Raw genomic sequence first — 16,617 nt, 5'->3', positions numbered from 1 at the left:
CTATGAGTACAAACAACCTCTTTTCTGCATTTAACTTAAAATCGTTAAATCTGAAAAACCGAATTGTAATGGCGCCAATGACGCGCTCTTTTTCTCCAAACGGAGTTCCAACCGACGAAGTAGCAGCCTACTACCAAAAAAGAGCTGAAGGTGAAGTTGGTTTAATTTTATCTGAAGGAACTGTAATTGACAGAAAATCTTCTTCTAACGATGCTAATGTTCCGCATTTCCATGGAGAACTAGCATTAAACGGATGGAAAAAAGTTATTGACGAAGTTCACGCTGCGGGCGGAAAAATGGGACCGCAGATTTGGCATATGGGAATTATGGACAATCACCATTCTGGATGGGTTCCGCCAGTTCCGTTTGAAGGACCGTCTGGATTAAACCGTCCTGATTTTAGAAATGGTGTTGCTATGACCGAAAAAGATATCGAAGATACTATTCTGGCTTTTGGTAAAGCTGCGGCTGATGCTAAAAGATTAGGTTTTGATACTATCGAAATTCACGGCGCGCACGGTTATTTAATCGATCAGTTTTTTAGAGCTGAAACAAATCTTCGTGAAGATATTTATGGCGGAAAAACATTACCTGAGCGTAATCGTTTTGCTATTGAAGTTATCAAAGAAGTGAGAAAACAAGTCGGAAATGACTTTGCCGTAATTATGCGTTTTTCTCAATTCAAACCTTCTGATTACAATTATAAATTGGCTAAAAATCCACAGGAACTAGAAGCTTGGCTTACACCACTTGTAGATGCTGGAGTTGACATTATTCACGCTTCGCAACGTCGTTTCTGGGAACCAGAATTTGAAGATTCTGATTTGAACTTTGCAGGATGGGCTAAAAAAGTGACTGGAGCTCCAACCATTACCGTTGGTTCTGTTGGTCTTTCTGGAGATTTCTTCGGCGCATTTGCAGGAGAAAGTTCGCAGCCAACTTCATTAGAAGAATTAAACAGACGTTTCGATAGAGGCGATTTTGATTTGGTTGCTGTTGGAAGGCCGCTTTTATCCGATCCTAATTGGGTGGCTAAAATTAAAGCGGGAAAAACAGATGAATTGAAAGGTTTCAGCAAAGAAGCTTTAGGACAGTTGGTTTTAGAGTAAGTAACAAAGGGACAAAGGGACAAAGAAGCAGAGAAAAACCGCTGTTCCTTTGTCCCTTTGCAACTTTGAACCTTTTATTAAATTTATTCAAAATCATCATCGTCATCACCGCCAAATTCAAAAAAGGCATTTGGATCAAAAGGAATATCCTGATCAGGGTCTTTGTCATGTGCACTTACTCCAGGTGGATTAAACAATCCCCAGTTGTCTTTAATATAGTTCCATTGATCGAAACTTGCTACCCAGTCTACAAATAAAAGACGAAATTCCTCAATAGTATTTCGCAGTAATTCAATATAATCTTTATCTCTAATTCCTTCTGCAAAACGAAGACTTCCCGCTTGAACGTATAATTCTCTGGCAGCTTTTCGAATTATTGCGGCACTTTCCATTCTTAAATCGTACAAATCTGCTCCTTCTGCTCCTGCAATTTTAACCGGAATTAACATTGCATTTTCTGACATGAATTTTACAACTGTTTCCTGCAAAAATTGATCTTCTTCTGGGACAATCTGAATAAGTCCTTGTGTAAGCTGAAAAATTTGTTCTGCCTTTTGATAAATCGGCATATTATGGGTTTCTTCTATTGGAGACATTTTATCACTTTTAAAAACTGCATAAATTTAAATCAAAAAAGGGATGAAATTAAAGCATTTCATCCCTTTTAACATTTGTAACTAACAAAAATTACAAACTCTAAAAAAAATCTTTATACCGCTACGGTCTTTTTATTTTGAAACTTTTTTACAAGCCAGTTTCTAACTGGTTCGTCGTATAATTTTAAGCACACAAAAGCGAGTACGATGCTTACAATCAAAACTCCGATTCCTTCTAAAAATCCATTTGCCATAGTTACTTTATTGTCTACTACCCAAGCTGTAAACCAATAAATTAATGGATAATGGGTAATGTAAATTGGATATGAAATATCTCCTAGAAGTTTACATATTTTAAGCGAAAATTCATTTTTAATCTCTCCTCCTGCTCCAATTGCGACAATAAGAGGAAAAATAAAAATAATAGCAATTGATTCGTATAATCCGTTCATCCAAAGACTGTTTTCGTCTCCAAATCTTGGCACCGCTAAAACAATTGTTATTAAAATGCTGCAAATCCAGAAAGCACCTTTTATATGAATTAATTTTCCTAAACGGCATAATAATACTCCAGCAAAAAACGGATACAATAGACGAGTAAACCCAACATTCAATTGTTCTAAATTTAATGACCACCCGCCAATTACGTCTCCTTTTGGTCCAAAAACCGTGTAATTAATTAACAGTCCAGCAAATATCAGTACAAAAATTGATAGTACTTTATTCGAAAATTTACGAAAGATTAAGGCGTACAAGATGTTTGCAATATATTCGAAGAAAAGCGACCACGCCGGCCCATTTAAAGGATGCATTTCTCCCCAACCTCTAATTTCTAAAGAAGGCGGAATTGGCAATAATGTAAAACCAATTACCATGGTCAAAATAACTTTCCAGACTTCCATTCCTGCAATCATTGGAAACAAAATATCTGAAGCTTGAAAATAATAAAATATAGCGCCAATAATCATTCCCATAATTACCATGGGCTGAAGGCGGATTAATCGGCGTTTGTAAAACTCCCATTGCCCCATTTTTCCCCAACGATCGTCGTAGGCATACGCCACAACAAATCCAGACAAAAGGAAAAAGAAGTCAACCGCAAGGTATCCGTGATTGATAATTTGCACAAAACGGTTTCCGCCTGCAAAAGCTTCAAAAATATGAAAGGCAACAACTAAAATAGCTGCAACACCTCGCAATCCATCAAGGATTTCGTAATGCTTTTTTGGTTTAATATTCATTTGGTTTTGAATTATGAATTATGAGTTATGAATTATTAATTACGAATTATAGGTTATCACTTTGAAGTACGCATTAAGAGTTGTAGAACAATTAAATTTTTAATTCATAACTCATAATTCATAATTAACTACTTAAATCTACTGATGATTCTTCAGCCATTCTGTTCTTCTCTGATCTGGTAAATGTTTTACAGAGAAATTTTCGAATTTCGCTTCAAAGCCTTTGCCGTCAGGCGAAGCAGCCATTAAACCTACCATAACTGGCGTATTGTCTTGCAAAGGTGCATTTCTAGTCATGATGTAATTTTTGTCATCAAAAGAGTAGAATATTTCAACGGCATCTAATCTTCTTACGGCTTTAATCCAAATAAAAGGAGGCACCTTTTCTAAAGTTGTTACGCTCCAATCGCTTTTATCGTGTGTTACAACGGTGCTAACGTTAAATTTTCCGTCCACAAACTCTACTCCGGTTTTAATATAATTCTTTTCGTCAATACGGATCATTAATCCCATTTGGTCAAAACGTGCGATGTAGTTTCCTGTCAATTTTACTTTTGCTTCAAATTCGCCTCCATAATTGGCGTAGTAAAACGGAGCATCGTCTACTGTAAATCCGTAATGCGAAATTCTCCAATAGTCACTGTTTGCTGTAACATTCATTATTAATGCATTGTTTTTAATTTCCCATTTTTCAGGTTCATTAAACCATTGCATTTTATTTAAGCTTTGTGCAGAAAGGTTTTGTACAATAAACAAAACTCCAACAAAATATAATATTCTTTTCATAAAAATAATTTATAACATTTAACTTTTAACATTACTGTTTTAAAAATAAAGCTGCAAATATTTACACTTGCAGCTTTACAAACCAACCAATTTTAGAAATAAAAACTATTTAAGTGAGAAATTCACTTTAGATTTTATATCTGTTGAAGAAGCGCCAATAATCGCTTCAAAATCACCAGGTTCTGCAACCCAGTCATGTTTTTTATCGTCAAAGAAGCTTAAAGCCGCTTTGTCAACTGTAAATGTTACTGTTTTTTCTTCTCCAGCTTTAAGAGCTACTTTCTCAAAGCCTTTTAATTCTTTTATCGGACGAGGCAATGAAGATTTCACATCTGTAATGTACAATTGCACCACTTCAGACCCTTCTCTACTTCCTGTATTTTTCACATTAACAGAGAATGTAATTTTATCACCTGCGTTCATTTGTTTTTTATCAGCCGTTACTTTTCCATAAGCAAAAGTCGTATAGCTTAAACCGTGACCAAAAGAGAATAAAGGTTTAATTTTGTTTTTGTCTGCCCAACGGTATCCTACAAAAATTCCTTCGTTATATTTTACGTCGTCTCCACCAGGAAATTCTCCTAAAGCGTGAGCTCCGTTATCTGCTAATTTTACTGGGAAAGTGAAAGATAATTTTCCAGAAGGATTTACGTCTCCAACTAAAACATTTGCCAAAGCAGTTCCTGCCTCAGTACCTAAAAACCAACCTTGTACAATTCCAGGAACTTCTTTAACCCACGGCATTGCAATAGCATTTCCAGAAATATTTACGAAAACAATATTTTTATTTACTTTCGCCAATTCGCTAATTAATTTATCTTGACCATAAGACAAATTCAATTCTTTACGATCGTGTCCTTCGTCATCTTGATTTGGGCTTTTGTTCAAACCTCCAATAAAAAGAACGATATCAGCATCTTTAGCCACTTTTAAAGCTTCAGCAGTTAATTCTGCAGGAGAACGTTTTTCTTCTAAACTTACTTTAGCTACAACTCCGTTATAGTTACTTGTTGGATCTCCTACATAACCTCTTGCATAAACGATTTCTGCTTGGTTTCCGATTCTTTTCTTTAAACCTTCAAGCGGAGTGATTTCGTATCTTGCTTTAAGCGAAGAACTTCCTCCACCAACTGTCATCATTTTGATAGCATTTTCTCCAATTACAGCAATCTTTTTTGTTTTAGAAAGATTGATTGGCAAAATATTATTGTTGTTTTGCAATAAAACAATTCCTTCTTCAGCGATTTTACGCCCAGCTAAAGCGTGTTCTTCTGTTCCGAAAGAACCAAAAGGACGATTTCTGTCCATTGTAGTCAAGAAAGATAAACGTAGAATACGACGTACTTTTTCATCTAATTCTTTAGTTCCAACTTCCCCTTTTCTGATCATTTCAGAATATGGTTTTGCTAAATAGTAGTTGTCATACGCATTACTTGTTCCCCAAGAAAGACCGTTTGTCCAAGAACCGAATTCCATATCCAAACCATTGTGAATAGCTTGTTTCGTATCGTTAACTCCACCCCAATCTGAAACTACAACTCCTTTAAAGCCCCATTCTCCGCGAAGGATATCGTTTAATAAATATTCGTTGTGGCAGCATTGCTGTCCTTTGTATTTGTTGTAAGATCCCATAATCGACCAAACATCACCTTCTTGAACCGCAGCTTTAAAAGCAGGAAGATAGATTTCGTATAAGGCACGATCGTCAACAATTACGTTAACTGAGTTACGATTTGTTTCTTGATTGTTTAATGCGAAGTGTTTTACGCAGGCAGCAACTCCATTTGCTTGAACTCCTTTAATATAAGGAACCACCATTTTTGAAGCCAAAAACGGATCTTCTCCCATATATTCAAAGTTACGACCATTTAATGGGCTTCTGTAAATGTTTACACCAGGTCCTAATAATACGTTTTTGTTACGGTAACGTGCTTCTTCTCCAATAGATTTACCATATAAAGAAGCCAATTCTTTGTTCCAAGTAGACGAAAGTGCTGTAAGCGCTGGGAAAGCAATACAAGAATCGTTTGTCCATCCTGCTTGGTCCCATTCGTCCCATTTTACCTCTGTACGAATTCCGTGTGGTCCATCGGTCATCCAGTTTTCTGGAATTCCAAGACGTTTTACACCTGGAGAACTAAATTTAGATTGCGCATGAATCATGGCAATTTTCTCATCGGTTGTCATTCGCTTAAGCGCATCTTCAACACGCTCTTCAATCGGTTTTTTATCATCTAGATAAACTGGAACTTTGTTTTGGGCATTTATTCCCACAGAACTTAGTAAAAGTAAAACAACAATTGTTTTAACGTTTTTTAACATAACAGTAATTATTAAAGCATTAGTTATAATAGGGAAATCTTCTTAACGAAAATCATTTTTTATCATATTGTAAAACTAAAACGTTATCGTTCACATTCCATTTTTAGATAAAAAAAAGTAGTGAATTAAAAAGTCAAAATATTGATTTACAAATATTTAATAATTTTTAACCCCTAAAAAAAGTAGTAGATTTGAAATAAATATTTATGCTTTCAAAGCCATAGAACCGATTTTCATGACCATTTCTTCGAAATCATTTCGCGAAACTGCTGCCTTATTTCGAGCTCTTGTACGGTAGTTGTAAATTGTACTTAAAGAATAACGTAAAAATGCTGCTATTTTAACACTGTCTGTAATTCCGAGTCTGATTAAAGCAAAAATTCGAAGTTCTGTATTCAGCAATTCATTTTGTTTGAGGACAATCTGTTCTTCAGGAATTAATAATGCATTGAAATCTTTAACAAACGTTGGATATAAGTTTAAAAAGATAATATCGAAGTTCTTATACAATTCTTCTAACTCATTATCAACCAAAGTAGTTGACTTTAAAATCTTATAAATTTCGTCGAATTGTTTTGCCGTTGCCTTTTTGTTTAAGATAATACGGTAATTCTCCAACTTATTGATGTAAGTCGAGCAAAGATTGAAGAAATGCGCAATATATTCTTCTTTAACCAAATTAGATTCAGACAATTGCAGGTTACTTTCCTGAAGCCGACTATTGGTTTGGGTAATATCTTTGTTTAATTCTGCCAGTTTCTGACTCGTTTCGTACAATTCGGTTCTAATTCTAGAAACCTTTTTCATCTGTTTGTACACGTAAATTATCGCAACCAATAAAAACAGCGAAAGAAGACTGATGCAAAGCAAATAAATCTGTAATTCGCTTTTTCTTTGTGCTTCTCGCTCTAAATAAACGGTATTGATAATCGAATACACTTCTGACATGAGCAAAGTTCTAAACTGAACATTACAGTAAAGAGCGTCTTCAATAGCCGACTGCGTGAGTTTGTACGCCATATCGACATCGCCAATTTCGTAAAAAACTAAAGCTAATTCTTGCAGTGAAGCATTGTCTTTGTTAGCATTTTTAATATCTGATGTCGCAGAAAGTGCGTAGTATTTTTTTCTCGATTCTAAATCATGAGCCGCTTCTGCAATTTTCCCGAGCAAATAGGCAATCATCGCATATTGCGGACTTTCTTCATTCGTTTTATTTAATAAAGCTAATAATTCCTTTTTGGGATTCTTATACTTTTTATTATTAAAAACATCCTGCTGAATTCTATTAATTTTGTAATCCAACGTATTTGGATTTAAAACGCTTAATAGTGAATCTCGATATTTGCCGATCTGTTTTCTATACTCGGGGCTATAACTGTTGGCCGCATAATGCTCAAAAAACTCGCGATATGAAATATAATAGTTGGGAAGCAGCGAAGCGACAAGACTTTGTTTATTTATACTCTTTAAAATCGCTTCTGATTCGCGGTATTTTCCTGATGAAGAATATAAGGTTACCAACTGCAACTGCGCTAAATTGAAAAGTACTGCATTTTGAAGTTCTTCTGCAATTTTGAGATTCTTTTTTACGTATTGAATTGCCGAATCTGTATTTAACTTCTGATACTCAAAATAGAGTGTTTTATTGTAATTGTACTCCTGCTCTTTCGTTAGATTATCTGATTTAATTTTCTTAAAATTCAGAATCCGTTCTTCTTTAAGCTGCACGTAATGCTGTTTATTTTTGATCGCTTCGTTTAATTCTTTTAAAATAACATCTGTACGCTCCAATGCAAAAAGCGGAAGGTTTATAATAAGAAACAGAAATAGACAATATTTTTTCAAAGCGATTTAAGATAAGGAAATACAAATATAGCAAAGCGAAAATATAAAAAACGAATTATTTCTCAGTGGTTAAAATGTACTTGAAATAGGTGAGATTTAAATATCTTTTATAAAATATCAAATCACAAAACTGGATCTGCTATAAATAAAATGATTTCGGAATGGCAGGAACCAAATCCGAAATCACTATTAACGTCTCTTTTTTTCAAAACTAAATATGCGCTGCAATCGGCGCAGATAAACAGCTTTCTGGAATATTGAAAGCATTTACAAGCGCTACAGCATCTGGACGAATGTCCCAGCAAAGCTGATTTACTATTTTACGGACTGCTTTGGTTTTTACCGCTTCCATATAACCATCTTCTAAGAACCAAGCTTTATTTTTTTCGATCTGAGAAAGCGCATACAATTGACTCAATTTGGTCAAAATCGCTTTTGATGATTCATCTTCAACCGCTTTAATCGCGATCTGAAATTGCTCTAAAACAATTCTCTCCAAATAAGCCTGCGCCACATCAATCATTTGATGCTGAACGACATTAAAGGCATCATAAGGTTCTAATCCCCCATCGATCAATTTTTTGATACGTCTTGCTGCTGATGCCAAAATTGTTTTTTCTCTGTGAACAAATGCTTGTAAATGGAATTCTCCATCTAACAAATGTTCATCGTCTGTTCTTCGGGTTGCAATTGGGTTTTTCTCAGAAATTACTGTTTTAGCGTTTTCGTAAACATAATTAATTATGCCAAGCGATCCCATTTCTCCAAATGATTTTCTAAATTCTGCCAGGCGATTTTTAGCTACTAATTGCATCAAAACGGTATTGTCGCCTTCAAAAGTGGTATAGATTTCTGTATCATTTTTAAGCGCATCGATTCGGTTTTCAGACAAATAGCCTTTTCCGCCGCACGCTTCTCTGCATTCCTGCAAAATATCTCTGGTACTCCAAGTAGAATACGATTTCATTCCGGCCGCCAAAGCTTCGATTTCCTGCATTTCAGCTTCGGTTCTATTCAAAAATCTGCTGGTCAAATATTGCAATGCAAAATGAACGGCGTATGTTTTTGCCAAATGCGGTAATAGTCTGCGCTGATGCATTCTGTAATTTAAAATCGGAACTTCTGAGCCGCCTTCAGGTCCAAATTGTCTTCTTTGATCGCTGTAGCGAATGGCAATCGTTAATCCTGATTTCGCTGCCGCTAAAGCCGAACGCGGAATTCCGATTCTTCCTCCTACCAAAGTTCCTAACATCGTAAAAAATCGTCTGTTATCACTCGGAATCGGACTTTCAAATTCGCCTTTTTCATTTACCGAAGCAAAACGATCCAGCATATTCTCTTTCGGAATCACAACATTATCAAAACTGATTGTCCCGTTGTCAACGCCGTTTAATCCCATTTTATGACCGCAATCGCCAATTGTAATGCCATCTAAAACATTTCCGTTTGGATCTCGCAATGGAACCACAAAAGCATTTACGCCATAATCGTGATCGTCTATAATTAGTTTAGCAAAAACAGTTGCTGCCTGTCCGTGAACTGCAGCGTTTCCTATATATTCTTTCTGTGCATTTTTATTCGGTGTATGAATGGTAAACGTTTGATCTGCGTGATTGTAAGTTGCTGTAGTTTCCAAACCTTTTACATTCGATCCGTGATGCGTTTCAGTCATGGCAAAACAACCTGGAAGTTTCAGCGAACCAATATCTTTTAAATATTTAGCATAATGTTTTTCAGTTCCTAAAGATTGAACACTCATTCCCCAAAGTCCAAACTGAACGCCAAATTTAATTACCAAACTTAAATCATGGTAACTCAGCGTTTCCATAATGGCAAAATAATCTTCGATATTTCCTCCGCCACCATATTCTTTCGGATACGCCATGCTTCCGAGATTTTCATCTGCTAAGATTTTACACCATTTATAAACGGTTTCTCTGAAAACATTAATATCTGTAGAAGTTTCATACGCAAATTCAGGTCTTGAAATAACCGATTTTACTCTTTCAATAATTGTCGCTTCTTTTCCGTCTAGAATCTGTGTGATTTTCTGAATGTCAAAACTGGCATTGGTTTGCGAATTGGCTGTAAAAGAACCTGCTTTGGTTTTGAAGTTTTGAAGCGCTTCTTCGCCTAAAATCCCTAAGTCATTTTCTAGTTTTACGAAATCTTTTTCTATTGGAGTTAAATCCAATTCTCCAGCTGAAAGGGCTTTTGCAATATCAAAAATCGATTTTATAGATGATGTATCCTGAATACTTTTTTCAATATCCGATTTCCATTGTGTGAGTTCATTTCGCGAAGGCGGATTTGAAATATCTACTTTAGAAAGCAAATATGCTTTGTCTTCTTCTGATAAAACGCTTAGCGAATTAATAAAATCTTGTAATGTAGAAAATTCTTTCTGTGTCAGCAAATCATCTGACCACACTAAGTAAAATAACGGAGTAAAGGCTTGAAGTTTGGTATTTTTCATATCAATAGGGGTTCGGTTTTTAATGTTTTTTTGCCACAGATTTCACAGATTAAAAGGATTTTTTTAGCCACGAATTTCACTAATTACACCAATTTTTTTCGCAATCCATTCGTGAAATTCGTGAAATTCGTGGCAAACTTTTTTAATCCTTTAAATCTGTAAAATCTGTGGCTATTCTTTTTTTATCACGTTTTAGAGCATAAAAAAACAGGAATGAAAAATACTCATTCCTGTTTAAACATCCTGTTAAGATTCTGATAATTTTCGATTTTAAACCAATAAAAAATATGAAAACTAAAAGTTAAGAACCCTTGGATATTGAGGTCATTTTTTGCTTTATGGCAAAAATATGATGTGAATTAAAAACTAACACTGCGGTAAAAATGACACCGTAAGCTGTGATTTGCAAAGGGGTAATATTTTCTTTGAAAACAAAGGCCGCCAATCCAAAAGCAATCATCGGATTTATATTCAGCAACATCCCCACCGTTGACGAATTTATTCCCGAAAGCGCGTACAGGTTTAAGAAAAGCGGCACTATTGTAAATACGATCGCGATCGTCTCGATACAGAAATAGAATTTGAATGCTGTTGGAACTGGTCCCGCATAAGCTGGATAAAAAGGCAATAAAACTAACCCTGCCAATGTGATATGAAATGTCAGCACAATAAATTTGTCAAACCCTTTGTTTGCGCGCTGACTTACTAAATAGGCCGCATAAGTTAGACCAATAATGATACTGAAAAACATATCCATAATATCGCTATAAGAAAGCAACAAACAGCCTGAAATACTCAGACCAACAGAAAGCCATTGCGTTTTGAGCAATTTTTCGTGTAATATAAAATAAGCCAACAATGTTGTCAAGATTGGACAAACAAGATAGGCCAGCGAAGCCGCTTTTACGCTGACGTGATTGACAACATAAATGAAAGTGAACCAGTTGGCCATCAAAAAGGCGCTTCCACCGATATTCAGTAAAATCGATTTTCTTTTTTCAGTTTTTGGTAAAGCTTTGAAGATTTCAATGGTTTCCTTTATCTGTTTTCTTTTGAATAGAAAAGCAATTAAAAGCATTAAAACAGCACAGCTAAAAACACGGTAAAACAAAATATCCAACGACGGATATTCATTAATTGGCTTTAAAACCAAACTGAAAAGCCCCCACGTAATAAAGGCTGAGATTGCTGCTATGTAATACTTTGTTGTTTTCACAAAATTGCTTTTGAAAATGTGTTGTTTTTGAAAGAGCAAATTTCTTAAAAATAAAACAGCAATACAGATACAGTTTTTGTAAATTGCAGCATAACAGTTTTGTTTTTATGAAAAATTCCAACTACTTATATCTTCAATTTGCCGACCGAATCGAAAAACAGATTAAATCGGGTGTTCTAAATGTGGGCGACAAACTGCCGTCTATTCGTGAAGTCTGCGCAGAAACAGGTTACAGCATGAGCACCGTGAGCAAGGCGTATTATGAAGTGGAAAGCCGTTCGCTTATAGAATCTCGTCCTCAATCGGGGTATTATGTGAGTAATATTTCGGCAAGAACAATAGCAGAACCTTCGGCAAGCAAACCTCGTTTAAGTCTTGAAAACATTGAACGTGAAGATTTAATTGATCTCGTTTACGGCGATATGCGAACGAAAGATGTCACGATGCTTTCGCTTGGTTTTCCGTCTAACGAATTGCTTCCAATTGCCAAACTGAATAAAGGAATGGTTCAGGCCATGCGCCAATTGCCCAACAGCGGTACGAGTTACGAGGAAATTGAAGGAAACAGTAATTTGCGAAAAGAGATTGCGCGCTGGTCTTTTACTTGGGGCGGTTCTTTGACCGAAGAGGATATTATTACGACTCCTGGTTGTATTTCGGCTATTTCTGACTGTTTGCTAACGCTGACAAAACCCGGAGATACCATTATTACAGAAAGTCCGGTTTATTTTGGCATTCTGCAATTGGCAAGATCTTTAGGCTTGTATGTAATGGAACTTCCTACGAATATGACTACCGGAATTGAACTCGACGCGGTAAAAAAAACACTTTCGTCTAATAAAGTAAAGGCTTGTGTTTTGATGTCTAATTTCAGTAATCCGTCGGGAAGTATGCTACCTAACGAACATAAAAAAGAAATTGTCCGTTTAATGGATTTTTATAATGTGCCTTTAATTGAAGATGACATTCACGGCGATTTGTACTTTGGCTCAAGCCGACCAACCAATTGTAAAACTTATGATGAAAGTGGAATTGTTTTGTGCTGCAGTTCGGTTTCTAAAACTTTAGCTCCTGGTTATCGCGTAGGCTGGGTTTCGCCAGGAAAATTCAAAAAAGAGATTTTAAGAACCAAATTGTATCATACTATTTCTTCCACAACTATTACGCATGAAGTGGTTGGTGATTTCTTAAAAAATGGCCGTTATGAAAATCATTTGAGGAAAATTCGTCAGATTTTGAATCGAAACTGCACGAATTATATCAATACCGTTTTAGAATCTTTTCCCGAGGGAACAAAAGTGAGTCAGCCACAAGGCGGATTTTTTCTTTGGGTAGAATTGGATAAAAAAATCGATACGGCTGCTTTTTATCATTTGGCTTTAAAACATAATATCAGTATTGCACCGGGCAGGATTTTTTCTTTTCAAAACCAATTTTCAAACTGTATGCGATTGAGTTTTGGATTGCCTTGGTCTAATGAATTGAGAATTGCAATTCAGACGTTGGGAAGATTGGCTCATCAATTATAAATGAAATTTTAACACATAGAAACATAGTTATTCTTTGTCCCTAAAGGCGTTTCACTTATTTGAATACACATAGGCTATGTGTGAGAAACTAGTTTCTTTCTTTATTCTTTTCTATAAAAATAAAATCTATGTTTCTATGTGTTTCAAAAAAATAAGCCCGTAAAAAAAACTGGACAGTGCAACTACTCACTGTCCAGTCAACAATTAAAAGAAGACCAAAATTAATTTCTTACAAGACAAAATAAGCGTCTTTTTCAACTTTCTTAGGTTCGTCGTTTAAGTGAAATTCGTTTAGAATATCAAATTCGCTTTGATATTCGTTCAACATTTGTTTGATATTTTTCTCAATCGTGTTTGCAATCGACGTAACCGGTGTATCGCTTGGTCTATTCTCAAACGGATCCTGCAAATGAATTGCCATTCTTTCGATCAAAAAGAAAGCTCCTCCAATTGCCGTAATCAACGGAATGGCAAACCAACTTAATACACTTGTTAAGCCAAACGGCAATAACAGAATGAACAAACACAATGTTAATCTAGTATACATACTGTAAGTGGTTGGAAAAATGGTGTTTTTAATTCGTTCACACTTTCCCATTTCGTCACAAAGTCTTGATAAAGTGTTGTCAATTTCAACTTGCTGATACATGTTGAATCGTTTATCATTTTTTGCATTTTTTAAATCTCTCGCATGCAGCATTAAAATGGCATTCGGAACGTTTTGATGGTTTTTTATATAATTAATTTCTTCTTCGCTCATCAAACCTTCGAGTGGTTTTATGGCATCTCTTTTTCGAAGAGATTCTCCTAAACTGTAACACCATGCAATCTGTCTTTTTGCAAATTTTTCTTTAAACTCGCTCGCTTCAATAGAATAATCGGGATCCTCATAAAACGTTAAAACTTGACGAATCAAGGTTCTCGAATCGTTTACAACTGCTCCCCAAACAATTCTGGCTTCCCACCATCTGTCATAGGCCTGATTGGACTTAAAAGCTAATAGCAGAGAAATAATAGTTCCGATCATGGTCGGAATCGCAATCGGAATATCTACGGGAAGTGTAACAAAATAGTGATGAAATATTTCAAACAGTACGGTATAAGCCAATAATAGAGCAATTTCTACTTTAATTTTCCCGAGAACGTACTTCATTGGTATTCTTTTCTTTAATAACATATTTTCGGATTTAAATTAAGTTTTTTTTAAAGGTTCTGAGGTTCTGAGGTTCTAAGTTGCTAAGGTTTTTAATTTTTAACTTTTAATTCTTAGTGCCTTAGCAACTTAGAACCTCAGAACCTTAGAGTCAAACCATCTCCTCATACAATGAAAGAACTGGAAGTCCTAATTTTTCATTGACGTTTTCTTTTTTCGACTTTTTAAATTTGATTTTTTCGCCTTTTCTGGTTTCAACCAACATGTCGATGTTGTGTTTTGAAATGGCTTCTGACAATAATGGAGCGACATTTTCGTAGTTATCTTCAAAACTAGCTGTTTGGCTTACAATCTCGAAAGAGAAATTGGCGCTCAAAAACTCTTGTACATCTTTTACATGAATGTTCATGCTAGAATTTTCTATATAAAGTGCTTTATGGAAAACTTCTTTGTTAATTTCTGTGCTTAAATGCAGAATCGGACATTTCTGGTTTCCAGCTAATTGCACCATATACTGATGAATTCTTTTTGTTTCCTGTTTATAAGAATGAGTAAGAATGACCAATTTTACAGAAAAAACTTCGATCAGCCTTTTAAAAATTGGCGCTGAAAGTCCGTATTGAGTATGAACTTTTAATTTTACGTTTGAAGTGTGCTCGACAATATATCGGCAGGTTTCTAAAACTTCTTCCTGACTTTTGGTAAGCCCTGATTTCATTTCTCTTAAGAATCCCGAAGAAGAAAAAGTATCGGGAGCTTCTGAAACTAATACTAATATAATTTCTGATTCAGTTTTTTTGGACTGATTTACCGCAGATTTAACAGCCGAGATTGTATCATCTTTTAAAGTCGTAGGTATAAGAAAATTTTTCATAAGTATATTCTTTTAGTTTATACCTACAAAACAACTATCCGCAAATTAGACCTTTATTAATCTAAAATTAGAATTTTCTAAGATTAAACATTAGATTTTTTAATGTTTGTTTTTTTAAAGATGATCGTTACAATTGTTCCTTTATTCTGTTCTGATTGCACTTGAAGTTCGCCGTCATGCATTCGGATAATTTTCGAAGCCAAAGGAAGTCCCAAACCATATCCTATATATCTTGCGGCATCTTTACCTCTAAAAAACGGCTCGTATAAATGCGGAATATCCTCTGGCGGAATTCCTATTCCGATATCGTTAATTGCGATTTTAATCATTTCTTTATTAGCCGAAAGGCTCACAAACACCTCATTATTATCAGAATATTTTACTCCATTGGTAATAATATTATTGATAGCCAATTCTAAAAGTGGTTTATTGCAGGGCAGCAATAGCAAATTAGAATCTTCTGGAGCAAAATTAAGTCTTATGCTAACGCGATTATCTGGATAAATCTTGTCTAGATCCGATTTTACATCTAACAATAATTCGTCCATTCTGGCAACATCAGATACTTGCTTTTGCCCGTCATAACCTGTTTGTGTGAGTTTCAGAAGGCTTTCTGTCAGATTTCCTAATTTAGAAGCCTGACTGTAAATATTTTGCAAAGATTCTACATATTCTTCTTTTTCTCTTTCTTTAAGCAGCATAATTTCTGCTTCGGCAATAATGGTGGTTATTGGAGTTTTTAATTCGTGAGAAGCGTTATTAATAAAGTTAGCCTGAATTTCGAACGAAGTTTCTAATCGATCCAGCATATTATTAAAAGTATTCGTCAAATCTGATATTTCATCTGAGTTTTTAACTTCGGGCAAACGATTATGAAGATTAGAAGCACTAATTCGTTTCACTTCTTTTGTAATTCGCGCTACGGGATTTATGACACGTTTGGCTAAAAATCGTCCTAAGAGAAAAGCCAGAATCACAAAACCGATTCCGCCAAAAAGCATGATTTTGACAATATAAACCGTTGTATCTTTTCCTTTACGGTCTCTAGCACCAACAATTACAATATATTTCTGATTATTTTCTTGAAAAATCTGTCCTAAATAATATTTATTATCTCTTTCAAAAGAATCTTTTCCTGTATTTAGAATATTGGTGTAAAAAGAATTTGGAAGATTCAGATTCGTATTATAATCAAAACTGTTATGACTGTTGATTTTTAGTACATATTCTTCTTCTTCGATCAATTCTTCAAGACCGTTCTTTTTAAGGTTTTTGTAATATCTGATCTTTTCCGGATCTTTTTGAAAATGAATAGAAGACACAATTTTGGCCCTATCATCTAGACGTTTTAAAAAGTGATATCGATTGTTTTCTCTAAACAAAAAGAAAACGATGATGCACAACAGAGACGTACTAAAGGTAGAAAGGGCAACGTAATTAAAAGTAATCTTTTTTCTAATATCCATA

Annotated in this window: 12 protein-coding genes; 2 read left to right on the top strand and 10 right to left on the bottom strand. The window is 35.0% G+C overall.

Annotated features, from left to right (window positions below; translation table 11 throughout):
• Positions 1–2 precede the first annotated feature (2 nt).
• Positions 3–1,109 (top strand): NADH:flavin oxidoreductase, encoded by a 1,107-nt coding sequence (locus tag EG814_RS16255; protein ID WP_125722953.1) that lies wholly within the window; start codon positions 3–5, stop codon positions 1,107–1,109.
• An 83-nt stretch (positions 1,110–1,192) separates the two neighbouring features.
• Here the strand turns inward: EG814_RS16255 and EG814_RS16250 are convergent, their stop codons facing one another.
• The 7 genes from EG814_RS16250 to EG814_RS16220 all read right to left on the bottom strand — a co-directional run bounded on the left by EG814_RS16250 (position 1,193) and on the right by EG814_RS16220 (position 11,594).
• Complete coding sequence (locus EG814_RS16250; protein WP_125722952.1) at positions 1,193–1,705, bottom strand: hypothetical protein; 513 nt, start codon at positions 1,703–1,705, stop codon at positions 1,193–1,195.
• Positions 1,706–1,818: 113 nt separating this feature from the next.
• Positions 1,819–2,946, bottom strand: a complete 1,128-nt coding sequence (locus tag EG814_RS16245; RefSeq protein WP_125722951.1) for an acyltransferase family protein — start codon at positions 2,944–2,946, stop codon at positions 1,819–1,821.
• 138 nt (positions 2,947–3,084) lie between these two features.
• Positions 3,085–3,732 carry a DUF1349 domain-containing protein gene (locus EG814_RS16240; protein WP_125722950.1) on the bottom strand — a complete coding sequence of 216 codons (648 nt, stop codon included), beginning with the start codon at positions 3,730–3,732 and terminating at the stop codon, positions 3,085–3,087.
• A gap of 105 nt (positions 3,733–3,837) precedes the next feature.
• Positions 3,838–6,054, bottom strand: coding sequence for a glycoside hydrolase family 3 C-terminal domain-containing protein (locus EG814_RS16235; protein ID WP_125722949.1), 2,217 nt, complete (start codon positions 6,052–6,054; stop codon positions 3,838–3,840).
• Between the two features lie 204 nt (positions 6,055–6,258).
• Positions 6,259–7,902, bottom strand: coding sequence for a DUF6377 domain-containing protein (locus tag EG814_RS16230; protein ID WP_125722948.1), 1,644 nt, complete (start codon positions 7,900–7,902; stop codon positions 6,259–6,261).
• Positions 7,903–8,113: 211 nt separating this feature from the next.
• Positions 8,114–10,378 (bottom strand): acyl-CoA dehydrogenase family protein, encoded by a 2,265-nt coding sequence (locus EG814_RS16225; protein ID WP_125722947.1) that lies wholly within the window; start codon positions 10,376–10,378, stop codon positions 8,114–8,116.
• Between the two features lie 301 nt (positions 10,379–10,679).
• Positions 10,680–11,594: an EamA family transporter gene (locus tag EG814_RS16220; protein ID WP_125722946.1), complete on the bottom strand. Its 915-nt coding sequence runs from the start codon at positions 11,592–11,594 to the stop codon at positions 10,680–10,682.
• A gap of 107 nt (positions 11,595–11,701) precedes the next feature.
• Here EG814_RS16220 and EG814_RS16215 point away from each other — a divergent pair, with 107 nt between their 5' ends.
• Complete coding sequence (locus EG814_RS16215) at positions 11,702–13,123, top strand: aminotransferase-like domain-containing protein (protein ID WP_125722945.1); 1,422 nt, start codon at positions 11,702–11,704, stop codon at positions 13,121–13,123.
• A gap of 229 nt (positions 13,124–13,352) precedes the next feature.
• On the opposite strand, the gene EG814_RS16210 is transcribed toward EG814_RS16215, so the two are convergent.
• The 3 genes from EG814_RS16210 to EG814_RS16200 all read right to left on the bottom strand — a co-directional run bounded on the left by EG814_RS16210 (position 13,353) and on the right by EG814_RS16200 (position 16,616).
• Complete coding sequence (locus tag EG814_RS16210) at positions 13,353–14,300, bottom strand: bestrophin family protein (protein WP_125722944.1); 948 nt, start codon at positions 14,298–14,300, stop codon at positions 13,353–13,355.
• Positions 14,301–14,427: 127 nt separating this feature from the next.
• Positions 14,428–15,150: a hypothetical protein gene (locus EG814_RS16205; RefSeq protein ID WP_125722943.1), complete on the bottom strand. Its 723-nt coding sequence runs from the start codon at positions 15,148–15,150 to the stop codon at positions 14,428–14,430.
• Between the two features lie 83 nt (positions 15,151–15,233).
• The gene (locus tag EG814_RS16200) at positions 15,234–16,616 is read right to left on the bottom strand and encodes a HAMP domain-containing sensor histidine kinase (protein WP_125722942.1); all 1,383 of its coding nucleotides are present in this window, start codon (positions 16,614–16,616) and stop codon (positions 15,234–15,236) included.
• Position 16,617 lies beyond the last annotated feature (1 nt).

The sequence above is a fragment of the Flavobacterium ustbae genome (assembly GCF_003946915.1).
Classification (GTDB): domain Bacteria; phylum Bacteroidota; class Bacteroidia; order Flavobacteriales; family Flavobacteriaceae; genus Flavobacterium; species Flavobacterium ustbae.
The sequence above is the reverse complement of the archived record's forward strand: the minus strand, read 5'-3'. Positions and strand labels throughout refer to the sequence as shown.

What these genes read in the sequence shown, in the direction of transcription:
- EG814_RS16235 (WP_125722949.1), bottom strand. Translation starts at nt 6,054, where the DNA reads ATGTTAAAAAACGTTAAAACAATTGTTGTTTTACTTTTACTAAGTTCT.
- EG814_RS16245 (WP_125722951.1), bottom strand. Translation starts at nt 2,946, where the DNA reads ATGAATATTAAACCAAAAAAGCATTACGAAATCCTTGATGGATTGCGA.
- EG814_RS16215 (WP_125722945.1), top strand. Translation starts at nt 11,702, where the DNA reads ATGAAAAATTCCAACTACTTATATCTTCAATTTGCCGACCGAATCGAA.
- EG814_RS16255 (WP_125722953.1), top strand. Translation starts at nt 3, where the DNA reads ATGAGTACAAACAACCTCTTTTCTGCATTTAACTTAAAATCGTTAAAT.
- EG814_RS16205 (WP_125722943.1), bottom strand. Translation starts at nt 15,150, where the DNA reads ATGAAAAATTTTCTTATACCTACGACTTTAAAAGATGATACAATCTCG.
- EG814_RS16250 (WP_125722952.1), bottom strand. Translation starts at nt 1,705, where the DNA reads ATGTCTCCAATAGAAGAAACCCATAATATGCCGATTTATCAAAAGGCA.
- EG814_RS16225 (WP_125722947.1), bottom strand. Translation starts at nt 10,378, where the DNA reads ATGAAAAATACCAAACTTCAAGCCTTTACTCCGTTATTTTACTTAGTG.
- EG814_RS16200 (WP_125722942.1), bottom strand. Translation starts at nt 16,616, where the DNA reads ATGGATATTAGAAAAAAGATTACTTTTAATTACGTTGCCCTTTCTACC.
- EG814_RS16240 (WP_125722950.1), bottom strand. Translation starts at nt 3,732, where the DNA reads ATGAAAAGAATATTATATTTTGTTGGAGTTTTGTTTATTGTACAAAAC.
- EG814_RS16210 (WP_125722944.1), bottom strand. Translation starts at nt 14,300, where the DNA reads ATGTTATTAAAGAAAAGAATACCAATGAAGTACGTTCTCGGGAAAATT.